Consider the following 26553-nt stretch of genomic DNA (forward strand, 5'->3'; position numbering starts at 1 on the left):
TGTTGTACATGGACGGCGAATACCAGGCCGCGGTCTCCGCGCCCTGCTGCTTGGACAGGTCGACGCCAAATTTGTTGGACTTCGGATCGAAGCCACCCTGCTTGTTGATCGCCCAGGTGTAGGCTTTGTAGCCGCATCCGACGATACAGTAGTGGCAGGTGACGTTGTGCTCCTTGGCATCCGCCGGGATGATCGGGAGGCGGTCGGTCTGGCGCTTATAGGTCATGTTGTCCCTCCCTCACAGAACGTTGGAAAGCCGGCCGTACAGGAGCTCGTCCACACCGTCGGCGTAGATGTCGCCCTTGCCGTCGATCCGGAGCTGGTATTGCGCGAGGTTCTGGGTGGCGTGACCCCAGATCTGCTGTCCTCCCTTTTCGACGTCGTAGCGTCCATAGTGACCGGGGCAGCTCAGCGACCTATCCTCCTTCGAGTAGCTCAGAGGGAAGCCCTTGTGCGGGCACACGGTCGAGAACCCAACGATATCGCCGTCGGGACCAATTCCGCCCTCCACGCGGGTGCCGAGCTTGATCAGCACGCCCGGCGCGTCCGCATCCGGATACGCCACGTCCATGGGCTCATTCGTTTTGAGCTGAGACACGTTGGCCAGGCGGCTCGATGGATAGGCGACGCGGGCTTGGGACGGGGCAGCCTGAGCGGGCGTCGACATCGCGCTCGCGGCCACGGCGCCGGCGGCGGCCACCGTTGCGCCGCTTAGAAATCGGCGCCTGCCGGCGTCGACCATCAGATCGCACTTTTTCATGAGGGCTTCTCCCGGGTGATGCGCGGATCATTGGGCTGATCCGTTCATCTCTGGACTTCAATTCCCGGGCCAGAAGCGCGAACGGTCTAAGTTCTTGAAGTCTCTAGGACGCGCTGCAGCAAGCCGTCCAATTATCCGAACGTTCACAAAGCGAGATGTTCAGAATACTGAACGTCTCAGACCGCGTTGATGCCGAAACGGCGCATGCGATCCCACAGCGTGGTTCGCGAGACGCCGAGCAGCTTCGCCGCTTCGGCGATCTGCCCGCCCGTATCCTTGAGCGCGCGCTCGATCTCCTGTTGTTCCGCGGCGTCACGCGCCTCGGCGAGCGATCTTCCGGACGGCTGGCTCGCGCTGCGCATCGTCTCGGGAAACAGATCGACCGGCATAAGCCATGGGCCCGTCGCCAACGCGACCGCCCTGTCGAGCCGATTCCGCAGCTCGCGCACGTTGCCGGGCCAGGGGTGAGCCAGAGCGGCACTTTCGGCGCCGCTACTCAGTCCGCGCAGGTCCGGATTTGCGCTGGCAAGTTCGGTGAAGAACCGATGTATGAGAAGCTGAACGTCTTCCGGCCGCTCGCGAAGCGGCGGAATAGCGACCGCGACGACGTTGATGCGGTAGTACAGGTCTTCGCGAAATCGCCCCGCAGCGACTTCCGCCGCGAGATCCCGGTTGGTGGCGCAAACGACGCGCGCCCGGAACGGGACGATGGCTTCGCCGCCCAGGCGGTAGAAGCGGCGCTCGTCGAGCAGCCGAAGCAGCTTTGCCTGAAGTTGCAGTGGCAGCTCGGCGACCTCGTCGAGAAAGAGGGTCCCGGATTGGGCACGCTCCGCATACCCGAGGTGCCTGCTGTTGGCGCCCGTGAAAGCGCCTTTCTCGTGTCCGAAGACCTCGCTCTCGAGCAGATTGTCCGGGATGGCGGCGCAGTTGACTGCCACGAATGGCCGGGAAGCGGCATCCGAAACGTTGTGGAGGTGGCGTGCGCAGACCTCCTTGCCAGAGCCGGTCTCGCCGGTGAACAGCACAGGCGTATTGCGGCCGGCCATGCGGGCGAGCAGTTCCTCGATGCGGCGCATCTGCTGCGACAGTCCCAATACGCCGTCCGGAACCGCCGGCCTACGGCCGATCAGAGCGCGGGCGCGCGATATCAGATCGTCGAGTTCGAATGGCTTGGTCACGTAGTCGCCCGCGCCGGCCCTGATGAGAGCCACCGCATGGTCGATCTGGCCGTATGCGGTCATGAACAGAAACGGCGGGGCGGCACTTTCGCCGCTCACTTTCCGGAAGATGTCCTCACCCGACATGTCCGGCAAACGGATGTCACAGATGACAAGATCGGGGGCACCTCGCCTCAGGCCCGCGAGAGCTTCCTGGCCGCTGCGCCACCACTCGACCTTGCAGCCTTCCAGCTCCAGGTACTGGTTGAGGGATTCTCCCATGATCGGATCGTCTTCGATCACAGCGATGGACACTGCCTCAGGCAACATTGCGCTGCTCCTTCCCCGAGCCATCGGGTATCGCTACGGAGATCGCCGTTCCGCCGCCGGCCGGATACTCGACTCGGATGGAGCCGCCGACTTCCAGAACGAGACGCCGAATGATCCAAAGGCCAAGGCCGGGCTCTCCGGGCCGCGGCGCGGCATCCGCTTCACGGCTTTCGAGGTAGCTGACCCTATCCTGGTCGAGTCCGGCGCCTTCGTCGCTCACTGTCAGGACTAGGCTGCCGTCCACCAGTCCCGCTTCGAATGCGATACGGCCGGCGGGCGCGCTTGCTTGGCACGCGTTGAGCAGCAGATTAAGCGCGGCCTGACGGACGGCATTCGCTCTGACGGGAATCTCGCCGGGAAGCTCGTTCGCCCACGACAGCGAAAGGTTTCTGCGATCGAGCTCGGGACCGATCAGAAGACGCAGGTCCTCGATGTCGCTTGGCTTGAGCGGACGCATCGCGGTGTCGACACGGTGGGTCACCAATGCGGACCTCACGACGTCGCGGATGCCCGCGAGCCCCCGCTCGAGAAGAGAGAGTGCACGCTCCCGAACCCCGAGCTGATGGCCATGTCGCCGGAGCGTCTCGATCGCGTTGAACATGCCTCCCAGGGGATTGTTGATTTCGTGGGCCATCCCGGAGGCAAGACGGCCGAGGCTAGTGAGGCGTTGCTCTTCGGCGACGCGAGCAGCCAGCGCCTCACGCTCGTTCCATGATCGCACCATCATGTTGTAGTGTCTGAATAGGCGACCGAACTCCGAACTGGGCGGTCCGACATCCTCATCTGCGATGCACAGCAGTTCGCCGGACTGCCCCCGCCTGAAATGCGTGGTCAAGAGCTGCACCGGTCGCAGCATTCTGCGCACCGCGATGAAGCCGACCGCCGCGACGAGCATAGTGATGGCGATATTGGTCGCGACCAACGTCCAGAGCACGTCCCGCCGCTCCTTGAATCGAGCGCCGACGTCGAATTGGGTGTAGATCACCCCGATGCGACGCCCCTGATCGAGCAGCACGCGGCGGACGCCGGCACGCTCGGCCTGCTCGTCAAGCCAGCTATCGTTTGCGTCCGCAAACCGATCGACGATCGACTTCGGCACGGGTGCAAAGGCCGGCACGGTACGGGGATCGAAGGAAGCCAGGACGATGCCGTCGGGTTCCGCCACCACCGTCTCGAGAATTGTCAAGCCGCGGTACAGTGAACGAGCGCGGTCGAGATTGTCGAACGTCTCCCAGGCGTCCCCACGGATCACCCCAGGCATCACCGACGACGAAAGCCCGTCCAGGTAGGCGGCGGTCAATTCCCGGAAATGGCGATCCTGGGTTTCGGCGAGCCTCTTGAGCACCTGATCTGTGAGCACCACCCCGATGGCGACCATGAGCAGCGCCACAAGCGCAGGGACCTTGATCACGACCGGCAGATTCGATCTCAGGTCGAAGCGAGCGCTCATCCGAGGCTCCGAACATAGTTCATCTTCGCCCCAATTGTGTCGAACAGGGATGGATCGCTTCTCGTGAATCCGTCGAGATGCAGCATCTGCAGCACTCGACGGGCCTCCGGATCGGAGGACATCCCGACGAATGCGGCGGCCAGGTCATCGACCGAAAGCCCGCTCGGGCGGTTCTTTCCGCACGCCACCGGCGGAAATCCTAGCCATTCCGATTGTCGCAACACGCGAGTTGGAGCCGTCAAATCGGGCTCTACGATGCTGAGGACTTCCCACACGTAGCCATCGACGGATCCGCTATCCGCCAGCCCGGAGGCGACTGCGCGGACGACGTTGCGATGACCATAGGTGAAGAAGTGATGCCTGAAGAAATCCTCCGGCTTGGTGTGCATATCGGTCAGAAGGGCGCGAGTGACGAGGAAGCCGGAATTGCTGTCGGGATCGGAGAACGCGTGCGTGTCGCCTTTCAGATCGGGAAAGGACTCGGCCTTACGGCGGGCATCGACGATCACGTAGGACTGGTACAGCGGCCGGCCATTCCACACCGGGACCGCGACAAGTTCGAGCTGCTCGCGGAACTGAACGTAGGGATAGCCGCAGATCCAGGCCGCATCGATTTGTCCGTTCACCAGAAGAAGCGTGATTTCCTGGTAAGTTCGGCGCGTGAGGATCTGGACTTCCCTGCTCCAAATGCGCTCAAGATAAGAGCGAAGTGTCGCCAACAGCTCCAGGTCGGAAGTCAGAAGCACGGGCGTGAGCCCAATCTGCACCGGCCGCGGATCAGCCGCTACGGCGCGTCTGCCCTTAAGAGCAATCGTACTCGCCGCTAGTCCGGATAGGACTGCGCGCCTCGTGACTCGCGTTCTATTCGCATGTGATGCAGGGGCCTGCCTTTGACGCAAACCCATGGCGATCCCTCCTAGAGCATCGTCGCCCCTTTTTTCTTAGAGAGTATCGAATGGCGTCTGGCGCGGCAACGAATATGACAGGCATGTGACGGTGAGGTATTGAGATAGCTCAAGCAACAGCTCACCGGCGCGCGTCTCAAGGACCTGCGGGAGCTCAGCGCCACTCTGTGGTTGACAGAGTACTGTAATATCCATAAGTCTAGAAATATGGATAATGAAGAAGCGGTCTTGGCGCTCGCCGCGCTCGCTCAGCCCACTCGGCTGAACGCATTTCGTATTCTGGCAAGTCATGAGCCGGAGGGTCTGTCGGCCGGAGAGCTTGCTCGCGCCCTGGAAGTCCCCCAGAACACGCTCTCGGCGCACCTTTCGATCCTTTCCCGGGCGGACCTGGTCACCTCGGAGCGCCACAGCCGGTCGATCATCTATCGCGCGAATCTTGCCGAATTCCAGAAGGTGGCGCTGTTTCTGCTGCAGGACTGCTGCGGCGGCCGGCCGGAAGTCTGCGCACCATTGATTGAAAGCCTTGCGCCTTGCTGTCCTCCGAAAAAGAAAAGGGAGCGAAGCCGTGTCTGATCACCTCTACAACGTTATCTTCCTCTGCACCGGCAACTCTGCCCGTTCAATCATGGCGGAATCGATCCTGCGAAAGGATGCCGGCGGCCGCTTCCGAGCGTTCTCGGCAGGCAGCACGCCGAAGGGCGCGGTCAACCCGCTGGCGCTACGCACTCTCCAAAGCCTGGACTATCCGACCGACGGCTTGCGCTCGAAGAGCTGGCTCGAGTTCGCCGCCCCCGATGCACCCGTCATGGATTTCGTCTTCACGGTCTGCGACAACGCCGCCGGTGAGACCTGTCCGGTGTGGCCTGGACAGCCGATGACCGCTCACTGGGGCATCGAGGATCCCGCCGCAGTCGAAGGTACTGATCTCCAGAAGGAGGCGGCATTCGTGACCGCCTTCCGGTACCTGAAGAATCGCATCGGTACCTTCACCAATCTTCCTCTGCGCAGCATCGACAAACTGTCGCTCGGCACCAAGTTGCGCGAGATCGGCCGGTCGGAAGGCGCGAGTTCATCCCGCAACGATGTGGCCTGACACATGAGCATCTTCGAACGTTACCTCACACTTTGGGTTGCCCTCTGCATCGTCGCCGGCGTCGTGCTCGGCCACTTCATGCCTAGCTTCTTCGGAGTGGTTGCAGCCGCGGAAGTGGCCAAGGTCAATTTGCCGGTGGCAGTCCTGATCTGGCTGATGATCGTGCCGATGCTGCTGAAGATCGACTTCGGTGCTTTGAGCCAGGTCCGAGAGCACTGGCGCGGCGTGGGGGTTACCCTGTTCATCAATTGGGCCGTCAAACCGTTCTCGATGGCGCTTCTCGGCTCCTTCTTCATCGGCAACGTGTTCGCGCCGATGCTGCCGTCCGCGCAGATCCCATCCTACATCGCGGGTCTGATCCTGCTCGCAGCCGCTCCTTGCACCGCGATGGTGTTCGTCTGGTCGAACCTGTGCGAAGGAGAGCCTCACTACACGCTCAGCCAGGTCGCATTGAATGACGTGATCATGGTCTTCCTGTTCGCGCCGCTGGTGGGGCTTCTGCTCGGTGTAGCCTCCATCAGCGTTCCCTGGGCGACGCTTCTGCTCTCGGTCGTCCTGTACATCGTTGTGCCGGTCGTCGTAGCGCAGGCCTGGAGGACGTCCCTTCTCGCCGCTGGCGGTGGTGCCTTCGAGCGGACCATGCGGAGGCTGCAGCCATTGTCGCTTGTTGCTCTGCTGGCGACGCTAGTTCTGCTGTTCGGTTTCCAGGGTGAGCAGATCGTCAAGCAGCCGGTCGTGATTGCGATCCTCGCCGTGCCGATTCTGATCCAGGTCTATCTCAACGCCGGTCTCGCCTACTGGCTGAGCCGGCGCTTCGGCGTCGCCTGGTGTGTCGCTGCACCTGCGGCGCTGATCGGCGCCAGCAACTTTTTCGAGCTCGCGGTTGCTGCTGCCATCAGCCTGTTCGGACTAGACTCCGGAGCTGCGCTCGCGACCGTGGTGGGCGTGCTGGTCGAAGTGCCCGTGATGCTGTCGGTGGTCCGCATCGTGAGGGCGACTCGCGGCTGGTATGAATCCGGAGCGAATGCGGCCAAGCCCGCGATGGAGGTTCACAGATGACCATTACGATCTACCACAATTCAGATTGCGGTACGTCCCGCAACACGCTCGCGATGATCCGGCAGAGCGGCATCGAGCCTGAGATCATCGAGTACCTCAAGACGCCGCCGTCGCGCGATAAGCTCCAGGAGCTCATCACCATCATGGGAATTCCGGTTCGCGACCTGTTGCGCGAGAAGGGAACGCCCTACAAAGAACTCGGCCTCGGCGATCCGAAGTGGACCGACGACGAACTGCTGGATTTCATGATCGCGCACCCGATCCTGATCAATCGCCCGATCGTCGTCACGCCGAAGGGCGTCCGGTTGTGCAGACCGTCGGAAGCGGTCATCGATCTCCTTAACGGCCCGTTCGGGCGGTTCGTCAAGGAGGATGGCGAGGTCATCGAGCCCAGATGAGCCGGTACAACGACCGCATTAGATCGCTCGGTCGAAGGCGATGCGGGGCGCAGTGTCCGACGGCTTAAGCGCCAGAGGGCCGGCCTCAGGCGTGCCCGGAACACACCATCGATACCTATTTTGTTGTTGCCTCGTAGCCCGTTGGTCACTCCCATCCGTTGATCCATCGCAACAGAGGAGCTCGCGGCGTTGCTATTGAATCTCCGCAGGTATCCCATCGCAAAGCGATGCAACGATGCGGTCATTTTGAACGCAATGCTCGTCGCACCCATCGGACTGACGGCAATTGCATGACTGCAGCGTCTGCAGGACAGCTTATTATGTCTCACTTTCGCGCGCTGAACGCCCCGACGCCGTATCTGTTTTTCACCGGGAAGGGTGGTGTCGGTAAGACGTCGCTTGCATGTGCCACCGCTGTTGGCCTCGCCGACCGTGGACTACGCGTTCTTCTCGTCAGTACCGACCCGGCGTCGAACCTGGACGAGATGCTCGAAGTCACTTTGACTGATCGCCCAGCGCCGGTGGCAAACGTGGCCGGACTTTCGGCGATGAATATCGATCCCGAAGCTGCTGCCGAGAGCTATCGCACCCGGGTCCTCGAACAGCTCGGACCGGAAGTCACCGCCGGTGAGCGGTCGACTGTGCGCGAGCAGCTCTCCGGAGCTTGCACCACCGAAATAGCCGCCTTCGACGAGTTCGTGGGACTGCTGGACGGCGATATGGCAGGATTCGATCACATCATATTCGATACGGCCCCGACCGGCCACACTCTACGGCTGCTCAGCCTGCCAAAGGCATGGACCGGCTTTCTCAAGGACAATGACCGAGGAGCGTCCTGCCTCGGGCCGCATTCAGGCTTGAAGATGCAGGAGGACCGCTTTCGCAAGGCGCTCGCGGCATTAGGCGATTCCGAGCGAACCACTATCGTTCTCGTCACCCGCGCCGACAAGGGGGCCATCCGTGAGGCGGCCAGAACATCGGGCGAACTCGATGCGCTCAATCTCTCGAACCAGCTCCTCATGGTGAACGGGCGCTTCCACGCGGCGGATCGAACTGACGTCGTCGCGACTGCCCTTGAGCGGGATCAGGACGAGGCACTAGCGGCAATGCCTGCGTCGCTCACGAAACTTCCGCGAGACGAAATCCCGTTGCTTGGTTTCGACATCGTGGGTCTGACGGCTCTGAGGGCGCTTCTGTCGTCCTCCAGCCAGCCTTCAGTTGCTGCGAGCATGCCGAACCTGGAACCGGTTGACCTGCCGGGCCTGGACCGGTTGGTCGATGACATCGCGCGGGATAAGCACGGCCTCATCATGGTCATGGGCAAGGGCGGCGTCGGAAAGACGACGATTGCTGCCGCCATTGCCGTGGGATTGGCCAAGCGGGGTCATGCCGTCCACCTCAGCACCACCGATCCCGCAGCTCATGTCGCTTTCGTGGTCGATGGCGCCATGCCTGGCCTCACCGTTGACCGGATCGACCCTCGGGTCGAGACGGAGCGGTATGTCGCGAAAATCCTGGCAAGTCGGGGTCGTGATCTGGACGAGCAAGGCAAAGCTCTGCTGCTCGAAGACCTCGCTTCGCCATGTACCGAGGAAGTCGCCGTCTTCCATGCCTTCTCGCACATTGTTGCGGAGGCCCGTAGCGACTTCGTCGTGCTCGATACGGCGCCCACGGGCCACACGCTACTCCTGCTGGATGCGACCGGGGCCTATCATCGCCAGATGACAAGCCAACTTGCGCCAAGCGGAGCCGGGCGTATCGTCACCCCGCTAATGAGGCTGCAAGACCCCACCTACACAAGGGTGATCCTGGTGACGCTGCCGGAGACGACTCCGGTTTCAGAGGCCGCTGCTCTTCAGGAGGACTTGCGGCGCGCCTGCATTGAGCCATTCGGCTGGGTAATCAACAAATGCCTGATTGCATCGGGAACTCACGATCCCCTGCTGCGATCGCGACTCGTCAGAGAGCGGACTCAGATCGCTCGCGTTCGGAACGGCCTCGCAGAGCGGGCATTCATGATCGGTTGGCGAACCAAGTCTCCTGTTGGCGTGAGGGAGCTTGCGGCGCTGTCGTGATGACGGCGTCTCCCGACCTACGCGACCGACGGCGAGATCGAACGGGTGTACGTCGCCGCCGGATAACCATCGCCGGTCCCGGTTGTCCTCCGATAACAGACCATGCGACGGCAAGCTGCATGCGTCTGACCGAATCGTAGCCTGCAGACGCCGTTCGTGCGCCGAACGCGATAGGACACTTGCTCTTGGGGCAGCCGACGCTTGACGCTCGGTCCGTCATGTCCGGGACCAAGATTCTCTGGGGGCAAATCGCCATCGTCTTTGCGATCGTGCTGGCCACGATGTGGGCGGCCACGCAGTGGGTGGCTTGGAGGCTCGGTTACCAACCTCAGCTTGGACAACCATGGTTCGAGCTGATCTCGGGAGTACCCATCTACTTCCCGCCAGCATTCTTCTGGTGGTGGTACGCCTATGACGCGTATGCGCCGCAGGTCTTCGTAGAGGGGGCTTACATCGCGTCGTCTGGCGGATTCATCTCGATCACGGTTGCCGTTGGCATGTCGGCATGGCGGGCGCGCGAAGCCAAGACTGCCGCGACCTACGGTTCAGCTCGCTGGGCGACGCATCAGGAGATTCGGGCTGCCGGCCTTACCGGCCCTGATGGTGTCGTGCTCGGGCGTTTCGAGCAAAATTACCTGCGTCATGATGGACCGGAACATGTGCTGTGCTTCGCGCCGACCAGGTCCGGTAAAGGCGTCGGTCTGGTGGTGCCAACGCTGCTGACCTGGCCGGGCAGCTGCATCGTTCACGACATCAAGGGCGAGAACTGGACCCTGACCTCGGGCTTCCGAGCCCAACACGGCCGGGTCTTGCTGTTCGATCCGACCAACGCGAAGTCAGCCGCCTATAATCCATTGCTGGAGGTGAGGCGCGGCGAGTGGGAGGTGCGCGACGTGCCGCTGCACCTTGATGAGCTCGACCTGTAGGTCGTGCAGCACGGCGCGATAGATCTTTCCGCTTTCGTGTTGTGCGGGTCGTCTTTTGGATGATTTCGACATTTGCTGACATCTGATGGCGTAGGCTCAAAAATAGCTCGCGCCTGACTTGGTGTCAGTCGGAATCAATATCGGCTGATTGGGTGCGGCGACCCGCAGGGGCGTCGCACCTACTCAACCTCGAAGCTCACCGCTCCTTGTCGCCCATGTGGTGCGGCGTCGACGTCGCGGGGCCGCCGCGGTAGTGGTGACCGCCGGTGCCCTGGGTCTTGGTGGAGACGCCGACCGTCTCCTTCTTGCCCATATGGTGGGGGACTTCGGTCTTCGGCCCTCCCTGATAGTGATGGCCGTTCTTTTCGGTGTCGGATGATCCGGTCTGCGCCATCGCTGGCAACGCAATGAGCGACAGGGCCGCGGCAGCGGCAAGAATTTTGGGAAGGGTCATATTGGCTTCTCCATTGTGAAACTTGGACGACAGATGTCGGGTCGCGGTCTTGCGTGAAGATCCCAGACGAAGCTCGTTTGCGCTGTGAAAAAATCCACATCAGCGAACGGATCGCTGACGATAAGAAACCGCGCAGGAAGCAATTTAGAGTTGGGATCGCTTCTAAGATTGACTTGCATCAATCGGTAGCCGGTAAAAATCGGCACTCATTGCGACCAATCAACTGATCAGCGGGAGGGTTCCATGAAACGTTTGACACTGCCTGTCGCATTGCTGCTTGCAACGGCGAGCACAACGTCCTGGGCGCAATCGGCCGCCGATCACGAAGCGCACCATCCTGACCAGAAGGGGGCGCCCGCCGCCGCACAACCTCAGTCGCCTGCCGGCCAGCCCGGAATGATGGGACAAGGCATGATGGGTGGCAGGGGCATGATGGGCGGCAACATGCCCATGGCGAACATGATGCAGATGATGGGGCAGTCAGGTGCTGAAGGGGGCTGCGCTGGCATGAGCGGGTTGGCCACCATCGACCGGGTCGAGGGGCGGATTGCCTTCCTGAAGACCGAGCTCAAGATCACCGATGCGCAGGACGCCGCCTGGAATGCCTTCGCCGACGCACTCCGCACCAACGCAAAGAGCCTTGGCGAGGTGCGCGCCTCGATGATGCCGCAGACGGGGGCTGGGCAGCAAGGCTTGGTCGATCGTCTTGCGCTGCAGGAGAAGTGGCTGGCTGCGCGCCTGGAAGGCACCCGCGCGATGAAGTCGGCGCTGACAAACCTCGTCGGCACCCTTTCCGACGAACAGAAGAAAGCCGCCGACGAACTCCTGGCGCCACATATGGGCATGAACGCGATGGCGCGCATGATGCCGTCCGGCCAGATGCAACCGGGAATGATGACGCAGGGTCAGGGACGGTAAGGCTCCGACTCGCCCATTGGAGGGCTGCCATGGCCCACGCTTCCCTCCCTGAGGCCCACCGCGAACGCAGATCGCAGGCTGGTCCAGTGGTCAGGCCATTGGCGGATTCTGCCGAACCGGCCGCCGGTGCCGCTCCGACGGCCGCCATCGGCGTGTGGCCTGGCGACAACATCACGCCGCCCCATCAGGCGCTCGGCTGGATTCCGAGTGTTTACTCCGACACGGACGACCTGAAGCGGGCGGGCCAGCGCATCGTCTATCTCATCAACCCGCATGTCGGGCATCTCGGCATCTTCGTATCCGCGAGCGTCGCGCGTCTCGACTGAGCCGCGCTCTCAAATCCCAATCAACTCTGTCAAACAGCCTGCTGCTCGTCTCAGCCTTGCTCACGGCCATGCCGCCGCGATCCCGCGGCTTGATCGGCCCGAGCTCTGCTGCAGTTGGCGTCCTCGTCAGATGAGAGGGCGCGGGGAAGGCCGGGTGCTGGTCGCACCCGCGGTCCGCGTGCAGCAAGAAAGCACGCGGCAGAACCACAGGTACGGCCGAACATCCGGCCTTCCCCGCGCGATGGCTTTACGGCTTATACGCGATCTCCCCGGGGACCGGCTGTGTTGTCCCCGTCGCCCGCTGCGCTCGTCATGAACGCCGCGACCTTGACGCCAGCATCGGGGCGCCAGGACCACGCGACTTCGCCGTCCGCACCTCGTCAGTCGTCGCGCAAAAGCGCCTGACGAAGCCGCGGCCACCGCATCCCCGCCTCACGTGCCGTGACGATCGCGATACGCCCCTCTCGGCGAAGCAGGATGGCGGGAATAAAATCACTGATTTGGGGGTGGTGTCAATAACTTTTCCGGTATTCAGAAATCTGCGGCATGCAGCGTTGCCGTGATGGTGCACGTCGACTGCCGTGTTGGCCGCCATCAAACTCACGGATGGTTGCCGACCTGCCTTCCGAGCACGACGAATGATCGCTGTTTGCCGCTCATCAGAAACACGCGGAAAGAAAAGTGCAGCGTCACCGTAATCACAGAATTGGCATTGAGGGCAAGCCGCCAGTTTACGGAGAGCGCTACTTCGCTGGAACTATCAGCTATGCTGACGACCTTGGTGTCAGACGTCGCAGCGTCTTTCGACGCCGTTGGGAGGACGATAGCCTGACATTTGTTCGGCCTAAAGACGAGAGCGATCAAGAATACGCAGACTGAAGATGCTCGACAGAGGCTGCAGCCTTTTCCTCATCGATCCTATTCTGCGACTCAACAAGCGGCAAATCGCGCTCCGTGCAGTTCGCATCAGGCCGCCCATGCGACGCCTTGCCGGCTCCTTGTGAATGGTCAAAATAGGTGTTTCCATCCTCGTCTAGCTACCCTGCATTGTGCCATCCTGTGCGGTGCGATTCGCAAGAAGGGGTCGATGCGATGAGAGCGTTTCATCGATGAAGATATTGCCGTCCGACTATCCTCTCCTCTTCAACGAGCGAGCGCTCGCCGACACGATTGAGGGGCAACTTGGAAGAATCCGTTTTGCAATAAACGAGCCCTCGGACGATGCTCTGCTTTCGATGCCGACCGAAGATATCGTCGAGCACGCCTATCGAAATTTCAGGATCGAACCCGTCGTAATCAACAAGGCAGGCGTATCGAGAAAGCCTACAGAGATTGGCGGTTACCGAGAAGATGACGGACAACATAGGGTGCTTGAGAACGGTTTTAAGTTCGAAGTCGCTTTTCCTTTCACTGGAGCTTTGGGGATGTTCAACCACCACATCGGTAAACCCCCTCCTCGGGAGTTGAGAGCGAAGCGAGATAACGGAGAACTGCTCGTCGCGGTCCACGGCGAAGATCTCACCGCAGAGGCGGTGAAAGGAGAGGTGAGCCGCGAGATTGATGATATTGTTGCATATATGGAGCGCATCAACGCGGAAGTGACCCGTTACAACGAAGGCATCCGAAACTACGCTAGGAACGCGGTTAATAGTCGGAAGGACCGGATACTAAGAGCTCGCGAAATCGCTGCTTCCATAGGGTATGACATGCAGCGGCGTCCTGATGCTCCGCCGACGTACATCAGCCAAGAGTTGCAGCGCGTCGTGAGGGCCCGTCGAATCGCAGAGGTGCGTGAAGGTGTTAGCTTCGTCCCTGAGCCCGTAATCGAAGAAGATGAATACAAGCACATTCTAGACGTCATGAGCGGTATGGCGCTGATGATGGAGCGCAGTCCGAGAACATTCACCAAGCTGAAGGAAGAGGAGATACGCGACCACTTCCTGTTACAGCTTAACGGCCATTACAAAGGGGGCGCACTAGGAGAAACCTTCAACAGAAGAGGCAAGACTGACATCCTCGTCCGCGAGCAGGACAAGAACCTTTTCATAGCTGAATGCAAGATTTGGAAGAGCGCAGACGGAATCACTGCAGCAATCGATCAGCTTCTGAGTTACCTCACTTGGCGGGACACCAAGGCCGCGCTGGTGGTATTCGTGAAACGTAAGGGCATCGCGGGTCCCCTAAAGAAAATAATGAAGACGGTCGAAGCGCACCAATGCATGAAGCGGGTCGAGGGCAAGGCCGATGGCGGCCGGCGCTTTGTTTTTGGCGAACGGGACGACCCCAGTCGCGAGATAGTCTTGACGGTAATGGTGTTCCACATTCCGCCGCTGGACGGCGCAAGCTCCGCGGGCGATTTTGAGGAACAGTAGCTGAGTATTGCCGTGATAGTGCGCCAAACTCAGCCGATTTATCACGCCCGCCAACCCTCTCGGACTACGGTGACAGTGCCGGACTGCACCAAACTTCGCCAAGAGCGCCGAGGCATCCGTGGTTACGGTGACGCTGTACTAAACGTTGCCAACGACGCCGAGGCATCCGGCACGCCGAGGCCCACCCCCGCGAACAAGCCGGCCGATAAGGAGTCGGAACAACGGCTTGATGTCGATGTGACCTCTCTCACAGCCCGCTGAGCGATTGCGCGTCAAGATATTCCCATGTGTTCCTGGCACGCCGAACAAGGGATGTGATGACATGCGCTGGAGTGACTCAGCCAAGGGATTTGCGGTCGTCCTGGTGGTGGCTGTCGCGGGTTACCTGTCCACGACCCATGTCGACCACCGATTTGCCGCGCTTGACGCATCCTCGGATGCGACAACGAGCCCGCCTCCGACATCCGCCGCTTGCGTCGGTGAAGACGGGCGCTGGCACAATTGGCCATGGGCGAATGTGCCGATGCTCTCGCCGGCGTGTCGGAGCAACCATTAGACCGTGCAATCGCCGTAGCGAGTGTTGCAGGATCTTGCGAGATATCCCAAGCTCGCGAGCCAAAGGCAGAACGCCTTCGCCTCGCTCGACGCGCTTGATCGCCTTCAGTTTGTAAGCCGTCGGAACCTGACGGTTCTTCCCTCTTGCTGCCACAGGTCATCCTCGAAATGCCTGTCACAGAAATTATCGTGTCTCACTTAAGGGGTGCAGTCCAACAGCGTCACCGTAATTTTTGATGATGTATCGGCCGCAGCGTGTGTCGTCTAGTCGCTGCTGCAGGTAAAGAAAGCACCGGCAATCGTCAGCGCTCGAGGCTTTGGAATGACTGCGACAATCAAGCCCGCCACAAGATCTTGATGTACTTGCACTCTATCTATGGTGAGTCGTGACCTTCCGTTGCCGCACTGCGCCACGCACCTCGAAAGAGTCGTGGCACGGTCTGGCCGCGGATGCTTCAAGGCACTACTTACATTCGCAATAGGCATCCTTGCCGTCGCCACTGCAATATGTTGTGCATTGCTGAGTACCTGTGCACGTACGCGAACACGAGGTGTTGGAGCAAGACTTAGAGCATTGTGTATCAATCTTATGAATGTTCGATCTAGAGCTGGTGAGCGGCGGAACATTAAAGCCCGCGACTTTTGAGTAACTGTCACTAGCTGTAGCACTGATTGTTGCCACGGCACTTATAAGCGCTGCAAGCACGAGCGACTTCAACATAGTGACCTCCAATTATGGACTTCGAACAAGAGCCGACCTCCAGTATCTTCCAATATTCAGAGGTTGCAACTGCTGATCCGCTCCTGCCGATTCCATTCGTTTGAAGTTAGAGACCGGATTTCGGCGGAATAAATAAATGGCTCGGAGGCGAAGCGGCCGCGGCAACTTGAGGCCTGCAGTCTGCGGAAATGGACAGTCTCTACTTGCAGGTCAGCGTGTAGTCTGGGCCGCTTGGTCGCTCTTGCGTTGAAATTGAGGTTGTGGGTTTATCGCCACACCGCCACGCAAGAGAAAATGTCTTCACCGGTCCAGGATAGATATCTTTACCGCACATAAATTCGTTCGTAATAGGAAAGTGACACTCGTCTTTGCCGTCGCAAACACCCCTTAATTTGCCGGTTGGATCGCACGAGAGTGGAGGTGGGTTCACTCCATAATTTGAGCTAATGATGTGTATCATAGCCGGCGGCTCGATCACCTTAACCCATTTTGAGTCTTGGCATTGGCGAAGTAGGCCGTCCTCAAATTTCATCACGCCACCTTCGCCTTCAGCTTTGCCATCGTGAAGGCAATCACCGAATGCGCAAACCGGGGCAAACAAAGAAATCAGTAGCGTTATACGGTGAAGTACTCGCATCTGCTCTTCCCCCTATCATCTTCTCATAAATCGCCAAATATGCGTTTTACTGCGGAGTGCTGCGTTGCACACGAGCAACGAGGTTGCTGCACGCAAACGAAAGTACCTCCGCTAAAATTGGCTCGACCCGGAGAACAGCTCGCGGTTTGTCCGGTCGGACAACTCACGCTGCAAGCCGTGCATCCTGGGGTCGAATCAGAGCATGAGGAGTCTGCCCTCGCCGGAAAACAAACGGCAGTGAGCATAGAAAGGAACGAGAGGCCTAGATAAGCACGTCTCATTTTCACCTCCCAATATGTGGAAATATATCTTCGTGGTGCTGCTACTGACTCGCACCCCATTATTGAACCCCACGGAACGGCCGTCGGCTCGGACGACAACTTGATCTAGTTGTGGCCATTTGAGAGCCTACGCGAATTCCAAGAGCCCTAAACGCCCTCACATGAGCCTTACGAATTCATGCCGAGTATCAACCAAGGTTATCCCAGATGTATTCGGCGAAAATTTCTTCATGTTCTGCATATCCCCCGCCAATCAAAATGGAGAATGCAACCACAGGTTCTATTTTTTCGCTATACAAGTCAAGCCGCGCGCAAAAAATGCAGGTATTGGCAAGTCCGCCACCTTGAGACCTGGACCAGGGGCGGTTCGATGACTGGGGTACACGCTCCGCAGCCTCGGCCAAGTCCGAATAGGTTACGGTGACATTGCACGGAACTACGAGTGCGTTTCTGTGTACTTAATCGCTTTCCTGAAGTCGGGGCAGCTCTCGGAGCGCGCGCTGGGGAATGTGCTGACGCCGCCATGTTCGTACCGTCCGGATGCCCAATCCCAGGCAAGCAACTCCTCACCGCAGCCCCGATGGCCTTTGACTCTGGGTTGTAGAAGTGATGATCTGCGCCTGTGGCGGGATGATCGAAGAAGGCCAATCACACGCACCCAGGGAGGCGATGATGAACGGCAACAACAACAAGCTCGTGGCGGAGGGGATCGGGACGTTCTGGCTCACGTTCGGCGGTTGCGGCAGTGCGGTGATCGCGGCGGGCGTGCCGAATGTCGGGATCGGCATGCTCGGCGTGTCGCTGGCGTTCGGGCTCACCGTGGTGACCATGGCCTATGCGATCGGGCACATCTCGGGCTGTCATCTCAATCCGGCTGTCACGGTGGGGCTGGCCTGCGGCGGGCGGTTCCCGACCGGGCTGATTGTGCCCTACATCGTCGCGCAGGTGGTCGGCGCCATCGTTGCTGCTGCCGTGCTGTACGCGATCGCGAGCGGCGCGCCGGACTTCAGCACGGCGAGCGGCTTTGCCGCCAATGGCTATGCGGAGCATTCGCCCGGCAAATATGGGTTAGGGGCCTGCCTGCTCAGCGAGTTCGTGCTGACGATGATGTTCCTGTTCGTGATCATGGGCGCGACCCATGGCAAGGCGCCGGTGGGATTTGCGCCGCTGGCGATCGGGCTGGCGCTGACGCTCATTCACCTCATCAGCATCCACGTCACCAACACCTCGGTGAACCCGGCGCGCAGCACCGGGCCAGCGCTGTTCGTCGGCGGCTGGGCGCTGGCGCAGCTCTGGCTGTTCTGGGTGGCGCCGCTGCTCGGCGGCGCGGCCGGCGGCTTCATCTATCGCTGGCTGAGCCCGGAGCCGGCCGGCGAGGTGACCGGTGAGCGGACGGGGCAGGGCGCGGTCGCGAAAAGCGCCTAGGAAGATCTCCTCACGCGGTTGGATCGGGCCGCGTCACGGCCGATGCCGCGGGCGCGCCGCTCTTGATCGCCGCCGGCTCTGTTGGATAATGCGCGCCTTGTCAGCGTTCACGATCTTGCAGGTGCGGTGATGAGCCGGGGGAACAAGGAGCCGGTGTCCGATCGCGTCGCTAGGGCGGCCGAGGCGCTGCTGGCCGAGCAGCACTACGTCAGCATCGCCGACCTGTTCTGTGGCCTCGGCTGGCTCGATGCGAGCTTGCTGGAGCAGTGGCGGCGCGGGCAGGTCGGCTCGCTGGAGGAGGTCACGCGCTCCGGTCTCCCGCGCATCAAGGAGGCGATGACGCATGTTCGTGCCTGGGCGCTCGCCAAGGGGCTGAGCCCGAGCGAGACCGCCTATGTCGCACAGACGCCACGCCGGCAGCCGCTGCGGTTCAGCCGCAGCAATGATCCGCAACTTGAAGAGCTGTTCCGGACGCACTGGGTCTCGCCGGCGCTCTCCGAGAAGAAGCGCGAGCGTGTGGCAGCGAAGGCGAGCCGGGTGCCGGAGCTGGTGGCGATCCTGCCGACGCGGGACGGTTGGAGCTGTCATCGCTGCGGCGGGACCGGCGATTTCCTGATGATGGAGGACGGTGGTCCGGCATGCCTCTCATGCGTTGGTCTCGGCGATCTCGTCTTTCTGCCCGCGGGCAACGCGCTGCTGTCGCGGCGGGCCAAGGCGAAGAGCAAGCGCCATGCGGTCGTGGTGCGCTTCAGCCGGACGCGTGGGCGATACGAGCGGCAGGGGCTGCTGGTCGAGCCGCAGGTGCTGGCCGAGCTGGGCAAGGACACCGCGTGAGCACGGCGCAGGACGCGCCGCCGATCGTCTCCATGATCCCGCCGTGCTACGATGCTCGTCCGGAGCGGGCATCCGATGCGCCTGCTCCGGCGTTCTGCTGCGACAAATGAGGCCGCAATGTTCGTCGACTTGCCCGGTGGCTGGCCGCATGATCCGAAACCGGAGCCGCCGAAGCGGCGGCTGTCGCCGCGGCGTGAAAGGCTGCTGCTCGTGCTGATCGGCTTCAACATGATGCTGCTTATGGTCGCACCTATCGGCGGTGCCACGCTGATCCACTGGCTGGTCGCCGCACTCTCGCGCTGACGCGGCGCGAGCCGCCGAGCTGTCGAGGCCGGCCTACACCTTCATGTCGATCACGGTCCGGCTCATCTCGTCGCTCGCCTTCAGCACTTTTGCATTCGCGGCAAAGCTGTATTTGGCGACGAGCTGGCTGATCATCTCCTGCGCGAGATCGACATTGGGCGCCGCGACCAGGCCGTCCTTGTTGGCGAACGGCGCCGAGGGATCGTAGCTCGCTGTGGTCCCGGAGCCTGCACGGGTGATGGTCGTCTGCGTGCCGCCGCCGGCGACGTCGCTCTGCACCAGATCGAGCGGCACATAGGCTTTCGGGGCGCCCGCCGGCAGCGTGCCGTCGGCATTGGGCAGCGCGCCGGTGCTCCGTGCATTGGCGACGTTCGAGGCGGACACCTCGAGGCGGCGCGAAGCCGCGTTCATGCCGGAAACTGCGATGGTTGCGGTGGGGCTCATGGGACGCTTGCCGACGACGATGATCCCCGCAGCTAAGCCCTGCGCGTGCCAAGCAAGCGTCAACATCGGCCGCGACATTCGATCGTCCGCGGCAAGGTTTCGTTGACCATCGGCCGGTCGCTAGCGGCGGCCGAGCACGCTCAGGACGATCTGTTCTGATCGTCACGCAGCAGCGCCAGGGCGCCCGCCGCGTCGTCCGCGGCGGAGACGAGCACATATTCGCCGCGCGCCGCGCGGACGCCGCCGGTGACGACGACCGCCCGCTTCGGGCACAGGCCGAAGCAGCTCGTCATGACGACGCGCGCGGGCTTCTCGCGAGCGCCACTGCCGCGCTCACGCTCTGATGTCAGCGCATGCTTGATCGCCTTCTTGATGGCCGTCTTGGTGGCCTTGGGGTCATCGCTGCGCTTCAGGCATTTGCGGCAGACGAGCACCGGGGCGGCGCGGTTGGGGCGGACGAGGGGAGGGACAGCCATGCCTCCCAGCTAAGCGGCCTCCCGAGACGCCGCATCCCTCGTGGATGGGGAGCCGTCGTGCGGCCGGCGAGGTTCCGGGGCCAGCGCGCCGGTCGTTGCGCCGCAACCTGCCGAGGTTGGACTATTGCCCATAGTCCGAGCATATGATCTGGTCTGGGCGAGGCTGCTGCGCCCGCCTGGGGATGGCGGCGGGCTTCGGTTCCCGGCGCCGCGGCCGCCATGCCATAGTGCTGGCCGATCCGCGTCGAGCCTCTGCTTGGCCGGGGTAGCAGCGACTGGAAGGAGACCGCGCGGCGTCATGGCGGGCAGCGACAGCGACAAATCACGGCTGGACGACGCCGCCCGCGCCGGCTGGCTGTATTTCATCGCCGGCCATACCCAGGACGAGATCGCGCGGATGCTGCAGGTGTCGCGCGCCTCCGCGCAGCGGCTGGTGTCGCTGTGTCTCGCCGAGCGGCTGATCACCTTCCGGCTCGAGCACCCCATCGCCTCCTGCATGGCGCTCGCCGCCCAGCTCAAGGAGCGGTTTGCGCTGGTGCATTGCGAGGTGGTGCCGACCGACCCGGCTGCGCCCACCGGGTCTGCAGGAATCGCCGAACGCTGCGCCAACCTGCTGGAGACGACGTTGCGGGCCGAGACGCCGGTCATCATCGCGCTCGGAACGGGGCGGGCGGTGCGGGCCGCGGTCGAGCGCGTCACGCCGATCGACCGCCCCGAGCACCAGATCGTCTCGCTGGTCGGCAACATCCTGGCCGACGGCTCTGCGAGCTTCTTCGACACCGTCGGCCGGCTCGCCGATCGCACCGGCGCCCGGCACTACCCGATGCCGCTGCCGTTCCTGATGGGCACCGAGGACGAGCGCGACCGCATGGTCCGGCTCGATGCCATCGCCAAGGTCAAGGCGGTCGCCGACAAGGCCGACCTCAAGCTGGTCGGCATCGGCCAGATGGACCAGAAGGCGCAGATGCATGTCGACGGCTTCGTCACCCGCGACGAGCTCACCGAGATGATGCGGCTCGGCGCCATCGGCGAGATCACCGGCTGGGCCTATGACGCCAAGGGCAAGGTGATCGCCGGCGGCACCAACCGCAGGCTCACCAGCATTCCACCCGAGGTGCCGGCGCGCGCCATGACCATCGCGGCGGCGCTCGGTCCGGCGAAGGTCCCGGCGATCCGCGCTGCGCTCAAGGGGCGGCTGATCAACGGCCTGATCACCGACGAGGCCACGGCGCGCGCCGTCCTGGCGTGACAGCCTTAGGCCTGCGCCGCTGACCTCTGCGGCAACGGCGCGGCTCTTTCAATCCAAGGTCATTTTCTTGCCGCGCCGCACAACCTGTGGGCGCCGACGCATGCTTGACAAAGTCTGACCGGTGTTGTGAACATCAGCTCAGCCCGTGAGCATATGTTCACGCATCGCGGGATTAAGGGAGGACACCGTGAAGACCATCTTCACTCGGACGAGCATGCTTTGCGCGCTGGCAGGCGCTGCGCTCCTGACCGCGCCCGTCATGGCCGAGACCAGCCTGACCATCGCCACCGTCAACAACGGTGACATGATCCGGATGCAGGGCCTCACCAGCGAATTCACCAAGGCCAATCCCGACATCTCCGTGAAATGGGTGACGCTGGAGGAGAACGTGCTGCGCCAGCGCGTCACCACCGACATCGCTACCAAGGGCGGCCAGTTCGACATCCTCACCATCGGCACCTACGAGGTGCCGATCTGGGCCAAGAAGAACTGGCTGGTGCCGCTCGACAAGCTCGGCGCCGAGTACGACGCGAACGACATCCTGCCCAAGATCAAGGATGCGGTCTCCGTCGACGGCAAGCTCTACGCCGCGCCGTTCTACGGCGAGAGCTCGATGGTGATGTACCGCACCGACCTGTTCGACAAGGCCGGGCTGAAGATGCCGGAGAGCCCGACCTGGGACTTCGTCATCGATGCCGCCAAGAAGCTCACCGACAAGCAGGGCGGCGTGTTCGGCATCTGCCTGCGCGGCAAGGCCGGCTGGGGCGAGAACATGGCGTTCCTGACCGCGATGTCGAACTCGTTCGGCGCGCGCTGGTTCGACGAGAAATGGCAGCCGCAGTTCAACACGCCGGAATGGAAGAAGACGCTGTCGACCTATGTCGAGCTGATGAAGGAGGCCGGCCCTCCCGGCGCCAGCTCGAACGGCTTCAACGAGAACCTGGCGCTGTTCAACTCCGGCAAATGCGCGATGTGGATCGATGCCACCGTGGCGGCCTCGTTCGTGACCAACCCGAAGGAATCGAAGGTCGCCGACAAGGTCGGCTTCGCGCTGGCGCCGAACACCGGTCTCGGCAAGAACGCCAACTGGCTGTGGGCGTGGAGCCTCGCGGTGCCCGCCGGCTCGCAGAAGGTCGAGGCGGCCGAGAAGTTCATCGCCTGGGCGACCAGCAAGGACTATCTCAAGCTCGTCGCCTCCAAGGACGGCTGGGCCAACGTGCCGCCGGGCACGCGCACCTCGCTCTACAAGAACGAGGAGTATCTGAAGGTCGCCCCGTTCGCCAAGCTGACCCTGGCCTCGATCGATGCCGCCGATCCGAACAAGCCGACGGTGAAGCCGGTGCCGTATGTCGGCGTGCAATACGCCGCCATTCCGGAATTCCAGGGCATCGGCACCGCGGTGGGACAGCAGTTCTCGGCGGCACTCGCCGGCTCGATGACCGTCGATGCGGCGCTGGCGGCGGCGCAATCGTCCACCGAACGCGAGATGAAGCGCGCCGGCTACATCAAATAGGCGCGCCACGTCCATCAGCTCGAAGCCAAAACTCCTCCCGAGCTGATCACTGGCGGCCATCCCTCCCCACAGGGATGGCCGCATTTTTTCTCTGCTCGAACGCGACATGCGAGACCCGTAGGGTGGGCAAAGCGAAGCGTGCCCACCGTCGGGCCGCGAACCGTGAAGACGGTGGGCACGGCGCTCCGCGCCTTTGCCCACCCTACGGCTAGCCATCAGCTCGTCATTGCGAGGAGCCGAAGGCGACGAAGCAATCCAGAGTCCCGCCCGTGTTCTGGATTGCTTCGCTTCGCTCGCAATGACGGCAATATCTGTCGAGCGAACAAGGAACGGCGGTCATGGCCACCAGACAGACGCAAATCCTGGCCCGCGCGCTGCTGTCGCCCGCGGTCATCCTGCTGTTCATCTGGATGATCGTGCCGCTGGCGCTGACGGTCTACTTCTCGACCCTGCATTACAGCCTGCTCGACCCCGGCTCCGAGCGCTTCGTCGGCCTGGAGAATTTCGAGTACTTCCTCACCGACCCGGCCTTCCTCGCCTCGCTGCAGAACACGCTGGTGCTGGTCGGCTCGGTGCTGCTGCTGACGATCGGCCTCGGCATTCCGCTGGCGCTGCTGCTCGACCAGCCCGTGATCGGCCGCAACATCATCCGGCTGATGGTGATCGCGCCGTTCTTCGTAATGCCGACGGTGAGCGCGCTGGTGTGGAAGAACCTGCTGATGCATCCGGTGTCCGGCCTGTTCGCCTGGATCGCGACCTCGCTCGGCATGACGCCGATCGACTGGTTCACCGATGTGCCGCTGCTCGCGGTCATCTTCATCGTCGCCTGGCAATGGCTGCCGTTCGCGACCCTGATCCTCCTGACCGCGCTGCAGTCGCTCGACGAGGAGCAGAAGGAGGCCGCCGAGATGGATGGCGCCAGCGCGCTGTCGCGCTTCATCTACCTGACCGTGCCGCATCTGGCGCGCCCGATCACGGTGGTGATCCTGATCGAGACCATCTTCCTGCTGACCGTGTTCGCGGAGATCTTCGTCACGACGGGCGGCGGGCCGGGGCTGCAGACCACCAACATCGCCTTCCTGGTCTATTCGCAGGCGCTGATCCAGTTCGATGTCGGCACCGCCTCGGCGGGAGGCCTCGTCGCGGTCGTCATCGCCAACATCGTCGCCTTCTTCCTGGTCCGCATCGTCGGCCGCAATCTGGAGGTCTGACCATGGCGCGCAAGGTCACCGGACGTCATGTCGTGATCTCGACCGTAGCCGCATGGCTCGCCGGGATCGTGATCTTCTTCCCGATCCTGTGGATGGTGCTGGCGAGCTTCAAGACCGAGCTGGAGGCGTTCGCGACGCCGCCGTCGTTCCTGTTCTTCCACTGGACCACCGAGAACTACGCCACCGTGCAGGAGCGCAGCGACTATCTGCATCACGCGCTGAACTCGCTGATCATCGCCGGCGGCTCGACCCTGATTGCGATGCTGATCGCCATTCCCGCCGCGTGGTCGATGGCGTTCTCGCCGACCAGGCGCACCAAGGACATCCTGCTCTGGATGCTCTCGACCAAGATGATGCCGCCGGTCGGAGTGCTCGTGCCGATCTACCTGATCTACAAGAACTTCGGTCTGCTCGACACCCGCACCGGGCTGGTCTTCATCCTCTGCCTCGGCAATCTGCCGATCGTGATCTGGATGCTGTTCACCTATTTCAAGGAGATCCCGAAGGACATCCTTGAAGCCGCGCGGATGGACGGCGCCACGATCGGGCGCGAGCTGATCTACGTGCTGACGCCGATGGCGATCCCAGGCCTCGCCTCGACGCTGCTGCTCAATCTCATCCTCGCCTGGAACGAGGCGTTCTGGACCTTGAACCTGTCGACCCTGAATGCGGCGCCGCTGACCACCTTCATCGCCTCCTATTCGAGCCCGGAAGGCCTGTTCTGGGCGCGGCTGTCGGCGGCGTCCACGCTCGCGATCGCGCCGATCCTGATCATCGGCTGGTTCAGCCAGAAGCAGCTCGTGCGCGGGCTGACCTTCGGCGCAGTGAAGTAACGAAAGGGCTGGATCACATGGGACGGATCACGCTGGAAGGTGTGCAGAAATCGTTCGGGCCGGTCCACATCATCAAGGGTGCCGATCTCGATATTCCCGACGGCGCGTTCGTCGTGTTCGTCGGGCCCTCCGGCTGCGGCAAGACCACGTTGCTGCGGCTGATCGCGGGGCTGGAGGACGTCTCCGGCGGCCGCATCCTGATCGACGGCAACAACGTCGTCTTCGTTCCGCCGGCCAAGCGCGGCCTGTCGATGGTGTTCCAGTCCTACGCGCTCTATCCGCATATGAGCGTGCGCGGCAACATCGCCTTCGGCCTGAAGATGGCCGGGCTGCCCAAGGCCGAGATCAATCAGAAGGTCGAGGCCGCCGCGGCGACCCTGAACCTCACGCCCTATCTCGACCGCAAGCCGCGCGAGCTCTCGGGCGGCCAGCGCCAGCGCGTCGCGATCGGCCGCGCCATCGTGCGCGAGCCCAAAGCGTTCCTGTTCGACGAGCCGCTGTCCAATCTCGATGCCGCGCTGCGGGTGCAGATGCGGCTCGAGGTGACGCGGCTGCAGAAGCAGCTCGGCACCACGGCGATCTACGTCACGCATGACCAGGTCGAGGCCATGACCATGGCCGACAAGATCGTGGTGCTCAATGCCGGCCGCATCGAGCAGTACGGCTCGCCGATCGAGCTGTACCAGCGACCGGCCAACCTGTTCGTCGCCGGCTTCATCGGCTCGCCGAAGATGAACCTGATCACCGGCGCGGAAGCGGACAAACACCATGCGACCACGATCGGCGTGCGGCCCGAGCATGTCGCTGTCGTCGATGACGGGCACGGTTGGCAGGGCAAGGTCGTGATCGCCGAGCACCTCGGCAGCGACACCTTTCTCTATGTCGATGCCGGCGCGCTCGGCACGCTCACGGTGCGCGTCGTCGGCGAAAAGCGCCTCAGCGCCGGCGATGCGGTGACGCTGCGGCCGGAGCCGAACCGCATCTATCGCTTCGATGCCAATGGCAATTCGATCTTCGCATGAGAGGTGACGTCCCCTCCGGGCGTCAACGACAACAACGGACGACGACGATGTATCTCGAAAAATTCAAGCTGAACGGCAAGACCGCGTTGGTCACCGGCGGCGGGCAGGGCATCGGCCTCGCCTGCGTCGAGGCGCTGGCGGAGGCGGGCGCGCATGTCGTGATCGCCGATCGCGACGCCAAGGCGGCGGCGGACGGGCAGGCGGCGATGAAGGCCAAGGGCTATGACACCGAGACCGCGCTGATGGACGTCACCAACTCGGCTCAAGTCAACGAGGTGGCCGACGATCTGGTCGCGCGCTACGGCGGCCTCGACATCCTCGTCAACAACGCCGGCATCGCGCGCAGCGAGACGCCGGCCGAGATCGTCACCGACGAGCACTGGCTCAACGTGCTCGACGTCAACCTCAACGGCACCTTCTGGTGCTGCCGCGCCTTCGGCAAGCACATGCTGGCGGCCAACAGCGGCACGATCGTCAACATCGGCTCGATGTCCGGCTTCATCGTCAACAAGCCGCAGGAGCAGTGCTTCTACAACGCCTCCAAGGCCGCAGTGCATCATCTGACCAAGTCGCTGGCGGCCGAATGGGGCGCGCGCGGCATCCGGGTCAACGCGGTCGCGCCGACCTATATCGAGACGCCGCTGAACGCCTTCGTGAAGAGCAATCCGCGCATGTACGACGCCTGGATCGGCGGAACCCCGATGGGCCGCATGGGGCAGGTCGAGGAGATCGCGTCGGTCGTCCTGTTCCTGGCCTCGGAAGCGGCAAGTTTGATGACCGGCAGCGTCGTCGTTGTCGATGGCGGCTACACTTGCTGGTAAGCTCG

At 62.4% G+C, this 26553-nt stretch carries 24 protein-coding genes and 2 pseudogenes; 18 read left to right on the plus strand and 8 right to left on the minus strand.

All coding sequences use genetic code 11. The features are described 5' to 3' along the window. From QX121_RS15080 to QX121_RS15100, 5 genes are all read right to left on the minus strand, one after another. Positions 1-226: hypothetical protein (locus QX121_RS15080; protein WP_315812345.1), on the minus strand; the 226-nt coding region annotated here is incomplete at its 3' end. A 12-nt stretch (positions 227-238) separates the two neighbouring features. After that, positions 239-760 carry an arsenate reductase (azurin) small subunit gene (locus QX121_RS15085; RefSeq protein WP_315736019.1) on the minus strand — a complete coding sequence of 174 codons (522 nt, stop codon included), beginning with the start codon at positions 758-760 and terminating at the stop codon, positions 239-241. A 176-nt stretch (positions 761-936) separates the two neighbouring features. Then, positions 937-2247 carry a sigma-54 dependent transcriptional regulator gene (locus QX121_RS15090; RefSeq protein WP_315812346.1) on the minus strand — a complete coding sequence of 437 codons (1311 nt, stop codon included), beginning with the start codon at positions 2245-2247 and terminating at the stop codon, positions 937-939. Further along, positions 2237-3697, minus strand: a complete 1461-nt coding sequence (locus tag QX121_RS15095; RefSeq protein ID WP_315812347.1) for a HAMP domain-containing sensor histidine kinase — start codon at positions 3695-3697, stop codon at positions 2237-2239. The genes QX121_RS15090 and QX121_RS15095 overlap by 11 nt, the downstream gene beginning before the upstream one ends. After that, positions 3694-4443 carry a PhnD/SsuA/transferrin family substrate-binding protein gene (locus QX121_RS15100; RefSeq protein WP_315812348.1) on the minus strand — a complete coding sequence of 250 codons (750 nt, stop codon included), beginning with the start codon at positions 4441-4443 and terminating at the stop codon, positions 3694-3696. Before QX121_RS15100 ends, QX121_RS15095 begins: the two co-directional genes overlap by 4 nt. Before the next feature lie 366 nt (positions 4444-4809). Here QX121_RS15100 and QX121_RS15105 point away from each other — a divergent pair, with 366 nt between their 5' ends. The 6 genes and pseudogenes from QX121_RS15105 to QX121_RS15130 all read left to right on the plus strand — a co-directional run. Then, positions 4810-5175 (plus strand): metalloregulator ArsR/SmtB family transcription factor, encoded by a 366-nt coding sequence (locus QX121_RS15105; protein WP_315736027.1) that lies wholly within the window; start codon positions 4810-4812, stop codon positions 5173-5175. Beyond that, positions 5168-5695 carry an arsenate reductase ArsC gene (locus tag QX121_RS15110; protein WP_315812468.1) on the plus strand — a complete coding sequence of 176 codons (528 nt, stop codon included), beginning with the start codon at positions 5168-5170 and terminating at the stop codon, positions 5693-5695. The genes QX121_RS15105 and QX121_RS15110 overlap by 8 nt, the downstream gene beginning before the upstream one ends. A 3-nt stretch (positions 5696-5698) precedes the next feature. Beyond that, on the plus strand, positions 5699-6754 hold the full coding sequence (gene arsB / locus QX121_RS15115; protein ID WP_315812349.1) for an ACR3 family arsenite efflux transporter: 1056 nt from the start codon (positions 5699-5701) through the stop codon (positions 6752-6754). Continuing rightward, entirely contained in the window at positions 6751-7152 is a 402-nt protein-coding gene (gene arsC / locus QX121_RS15120; RefSeq protein ID WP_315812350.1) for an arsenate reductase (glutaredoxin), read from the plus strand. The genes arsB and arsC overlap by 4 nt, the downstream gene beginning before the upstream one ends. A gap of 320 nt (positions 7153-7472) precedes the next feature. Beyond that, on the plus strand, positions 7473-9227 hold the full coding sequence (gene arsA, locus QX121_RS15125; protein WP_315812351.1) for an arsenical pump-driving ATPase: 1755 nt from the start codon (positions 7473-7475) through the stop codon (positions 9225-9227). A 218-nt stretch (positions 9228-9445) separates the two neighbouring features. Then, positions 9446-10123, plus strand: a pseudogene (locus QX121_RS15130) (type IV secretory system conjugative DNA transfer family protein); the annotation flags it as partial. A 226-nt stretch (positions 10124-10349) separates the two neighbouring features. On the opposite strand, the gene QX121_RS15135 reads toward QX121_RS15130, so the two are convergent. Further along, on the minus strand, positions 10350-10607 hold the full coding sequence (locus QX121_RS15135) for a hypothetical protein (RefSeq protein WP_315736036.1): 258 nt from the start codon (positions 10605-10607) through the stop codon (positions 10350-10352). 243 nt (positions 10608-10850) lie between these two features. On the opposite strand from QX121_RS15135, the gene QX121_RS15140 reads away from it, so the two are divergent. The 6 genes and pseudogenes from QX121_RS15140 (at position 10851) to QX121_RS15165 (ending at position 18979) form a co-directional block, all read left to right on the plus strand. Beyond that, entirely contained in the window at positions 10851-11525 is a 675-nt protein-coding gene (locus QX121_RS15140; RefSeq protein WP_315812352.1) for a Spy/CpxP family protein refolding chaperone, read from the plus strand. Between the two features lie 161 nt (positions 11526-11686). Then, positions 11687-11848: pseudogene (locus QX121_RS15145) on the plus strand (DUF3141 domain-containing protein); the annotation flags it as partial. 1112 nt (positions 11849-12960) lie between these two features. Continuing rightward, positions 12961-14223 (plus strand): hypothetical protein, encoded by a 1263-nt coding sequence (locus QX121_RS15150; RefSeq protein ID WP_315812353.1) that lies wholly within the window; start codon positions 12961-12963, stop codon positions 14221-14223. A gap of 2866 nt (positions 14224-17089) precedes the next feature. Then, a complete protein-coding gene (gene aqpZ, locus QX121_RS15155; RefSeq protein WP_315812354.1) occupies positions 17090-17842 on the plus strand; it encodes an aquaporin Z in 753 nt (250 codons plus the stop codon). 129 nt (positions 17843-17971) lie between these two features. Further along, a complete protein-coding gene (locus QX121_RS15160) occupies positions 17972-18676 on the plus strand; it encodes a hypothetical protein (protein ID WP_315736053.1) in 705 nt (234 codons plus the stop codon). A gap of 117 nt (positions 18677-18793) precedes the next feature. Beyond that, entirely contained in the window at positions 18794-18979 is a 186-nt protein-coding gene (locus QX121_RS15165) for a hypothetical protein (RefSeq protein ID WP_315736055.1), read from the plus strand. Between the two features lie 33 nt (positions 18980-19012). Here the strand turns inward: QX121_RS15165 and QX121_RS15170 are convergent, their stop codons facing one another. Both QX121_RS15170 and QX121_RS15175 read right to left on the minus strand, forming a co-directional pair. Continuing rightward, complete coding sequence (locus tag QX121_RS15170; RefSeq protein ID WP_315736057.1) at positions 19013-19423, minus strand: flagellar basal body rod protein FlgC; 411 nt, start codon at positions 19421-19423, stop codon at positions 19013-19015. Between the two features lie 140 nt (positions 19424-19563). Continuing rightward, positions 19564-19899 carry a hypothetical protein gene (locus QX121_RS15175; RefSeq protein ID WP_315812355.1) on the minus strand — a complete coding sequence of 112 codons (336 nt, stop codon included), beginning with the start codon at positions 19897-19899 and terminating at the stop codon, positions 19564-19566. A 298-nt stretch (positions 19900-20197) separates the two neighbouring features. Here QX121_RS15175 and QX121_RS15180 point away from each other — a divergent pair, with 298 nt between their 5' ends. The 6 genes from QX121_RS15180 (at position 20198) to QX121_RS15205 (ending at position 26548) form a co-directional block, all read left to right on the plus strand. Beyond that, positions 20198-21148, plus strand: a complete 951-nt coding sequence (locus QX121_RS15180; RefSeq protein ID WP_315773572.1) for a sugar-binding transcriptional regulator — start codon at positions 20198-20200, stop codon at positions 21146-21148. A 214-nt stretch (positions 21149-21362) separates the two neighbouring features. Beyond that, the gene (locus QX121_RS15185) at positions 21363-22661 is read left to right on the plus strand and encodes a sugar ABC transporter substrate-binding protein (RefSeq protein WP_315812469.1); all 1299 of its coding nucleotides are present in this window, start codon (positions 21363-21365) and stop codon (positions 22659-22661) included. Positions 22662-22999: 338 nt separating this feature from the next. Continuing rightward, on the plus strand, positions 23000-23872 hold the full coding sequence (locus tag QX121_RS15190; RefSeq protein ID WP_315812356.1) for a sugar ABC transporter permease: 873 nt from the start codon (positions 23000-23002) through the stop codon (positions 23870-23872). Positions 23873-23874: 2 nt separating this feature from the next. Beyond that, a complete protein-coding gene (locus QX121_RS15195) occupies positions 23875-24705 on the plus strand; it encodes a carbohydrate ABC transporter permease (RefSeq protein WP_315812357.1) in 831 nt (276 codons plus the stop codon). Positions 24706-24722: 17 nt separating this feature from the next. Continuing rightward, positions 24723-25727 carry an ABC transporter ATP-binding protein gene (locus QX121_RS15200; protein ID WP_315812358.1) on the plus strand — a complete coding sequence of 335 codons (1005 nt, stop codon included), beginning with the start codon at positions 24723-24725 and terminating at the stop codon, positions 25725-25727. A 47-nt stretch (positions 25728-25774) separates the two neighbouring features. Further along, positions 25775-26548 carry an SDR family NAD(P)-dependent oxidoreductase gene (locus tag QX121_RS15205; protein ID WP_315812359.1) on the plus strand — a complete coding sequence of 258 codons (774 nt, stop codon included), beginning with the start codon at positions 25775-25777 and terminating at the stop codon, positions 26546-26548. Positions 26549-26553: the final 5 nt, after the last annotated feature.

The sequence above is a fragment of the Bradyrhizobium sp. SZCCHNR2028 genome (assembly GCF_032380995.1).
GTDB lineage: Bacteria > Pseudomonadota > Alphaproteobacteria > Rhizobiales > Xanthobacteraceae > Bradyrhizobium.

Excerpts from the sequence above, each read along its gene's own strand:
- arsC (WP_315812350.1), top strand. The coding sequence starts at position 6,751 with ATGACCATTACGATCTACCACAATTCAGATTGCGGTACGTCCCGCAAC.
- QX121_RS15140 (WP_315812352.1), top strand. The coding sequence starts at position 10,851 with ATGAAACGTTTGACACTGCCTGTCGCATTGCTGCTTGCAACGGCGAGC.
- QX121_RS15185 (WP_315812469.1), top strand. The coding sequence starts at position 21,363 with ATGCTTTGCGCGCTGGCAGGCGCTGCGCTCCTGACCGCGCCCGTCATG.
- QX121_RS15195 (WP_315812357.1), top strand. The coding sequence starts at position 23,875 with ATGGCGCGCAAGGTCACCGGACGTCATGTCGTGATCTCGACCGTAGCC.
- QX121_RS15160 (WP_315736053.1), top strand. The coding sequence starts at position 17,972 with ATGAGCCGGGGGAACAAGGAGCCGGTGTCCGATCGCGTCGCTAGGGCG.
- QX121_RS15190 (WP_315812356.1), top strand. The coding sequence starts at position 23,000 with ATGGCCACCAGACAGACGCAAATCCTGGCCCGCGCGCTGCTGTCGCCC.
- QX121_RS15180 (WP_315773572.1), top strand. The coding sequence starts at position 20,198 with ATGGCGGGCAGCGACAGCGACAAATCACGGCTGGACGACGCCGCCCGC.
- QX121_RS15085 (WP_315736019.1), bottom strand. The coding sequence starts at position 760 with ATGAAAAAGTGCGATCTGATGGTCGACGCCGGCAGGCGCCGATTTCTA.
- QX121_RS15205 (WP_315812359.1), top strand. The coding sequence starts at position 25,775 with ATGTATCTCGAAAAATTCAAGCTGAACGGCAAGACCGCGTTGGTCACC.
- QX121_RS15105 (WP_315736027.1), top strand. The coding sequence starts at position 4,810 with ATGGATAATGAAGAAGCGGTCTTGGCGCTCGCCGCGCTCGCTCAGCCC.
- aqpZ (WP_315812354.1), top strand. The coding sequence starts at position 17,090 with ATGAACGGCAACAACAACAAGCTCGTGGCGGAGGGGATCGGGACGTTC.
- QX121_RS15165 (WP_315736055.1), top strand. The coding sequence starts at position 18,794 with ATGTTCGTCGACTTGCCCGGTGGCTGGCCGCATGATCCGAAACCGGAG.
- arsB (WP_315812349.1), top strand. The coding sequence starts at position 5,699 with ATGAGCATCTTCGAACGTTACCTCACACTTTGGGTTGCCCTCTGCATC.
- QX121_RS15170 (WP_315736057.1), bottom strand. The coding sequence starts at position 19,423 with ATGAGCCCCACCGCAACCATCGCAGTTTCCGGCATGAACGCGGCTTCG.
- QX121_RS15150 (WP_315812353.1), top strand. The coding sequence starts at position 12,961 with ATGAAGATATTGCCGTCCGACTATCCTCTCCTCTTCAACGAGCGAGCG.
- QX121_RS15175 (WP_315812355.1), bottom strand. The coding sequence starts at position 19,899 with ATGGCTGTCCCTCCCCTCGTCCGCCCCAACCGCGCCGCCCCGGTGCTC.
- QX121_RS15095 (WP_315812347.1), bottom strand. The coding sequence starts at position 3,697 with ATGAGCGCTCGCTTCGACCTGAGATCGAATCTGCCGGTCGTGATCAAG.
- QX121_RS15135 (WP_315736036.1), bottom strand. The coding sequence starts at position 10,607 with ATGACCCTTCCCAAAATTCTTGCCGCTGCCGCGGCCCTGTCGCTCATT.
- QX121_RS15090 (WP_315812346.1), bottom strand. The coding sequence starts at position 2,247 with ATGTTGCCTGAGGCAGTGTCCATCGCTGTGATCGAAGACGATCCGATC.
- arsA (WP_315812351.1), top strand. The coding sequence starts at position 7,473 with ATGTCTCACTTTCGCGCGCTGAACGCCCCGACGCCGTATCTGTTTTTC.
- QX121_RS15200 (WP_315812358.1), top strand. The coding sequence starts at position 24,723 with ATGGGACGGATCACGCTGGAAGGTGTGCAGAAATCGTTCGGGCCGGTC.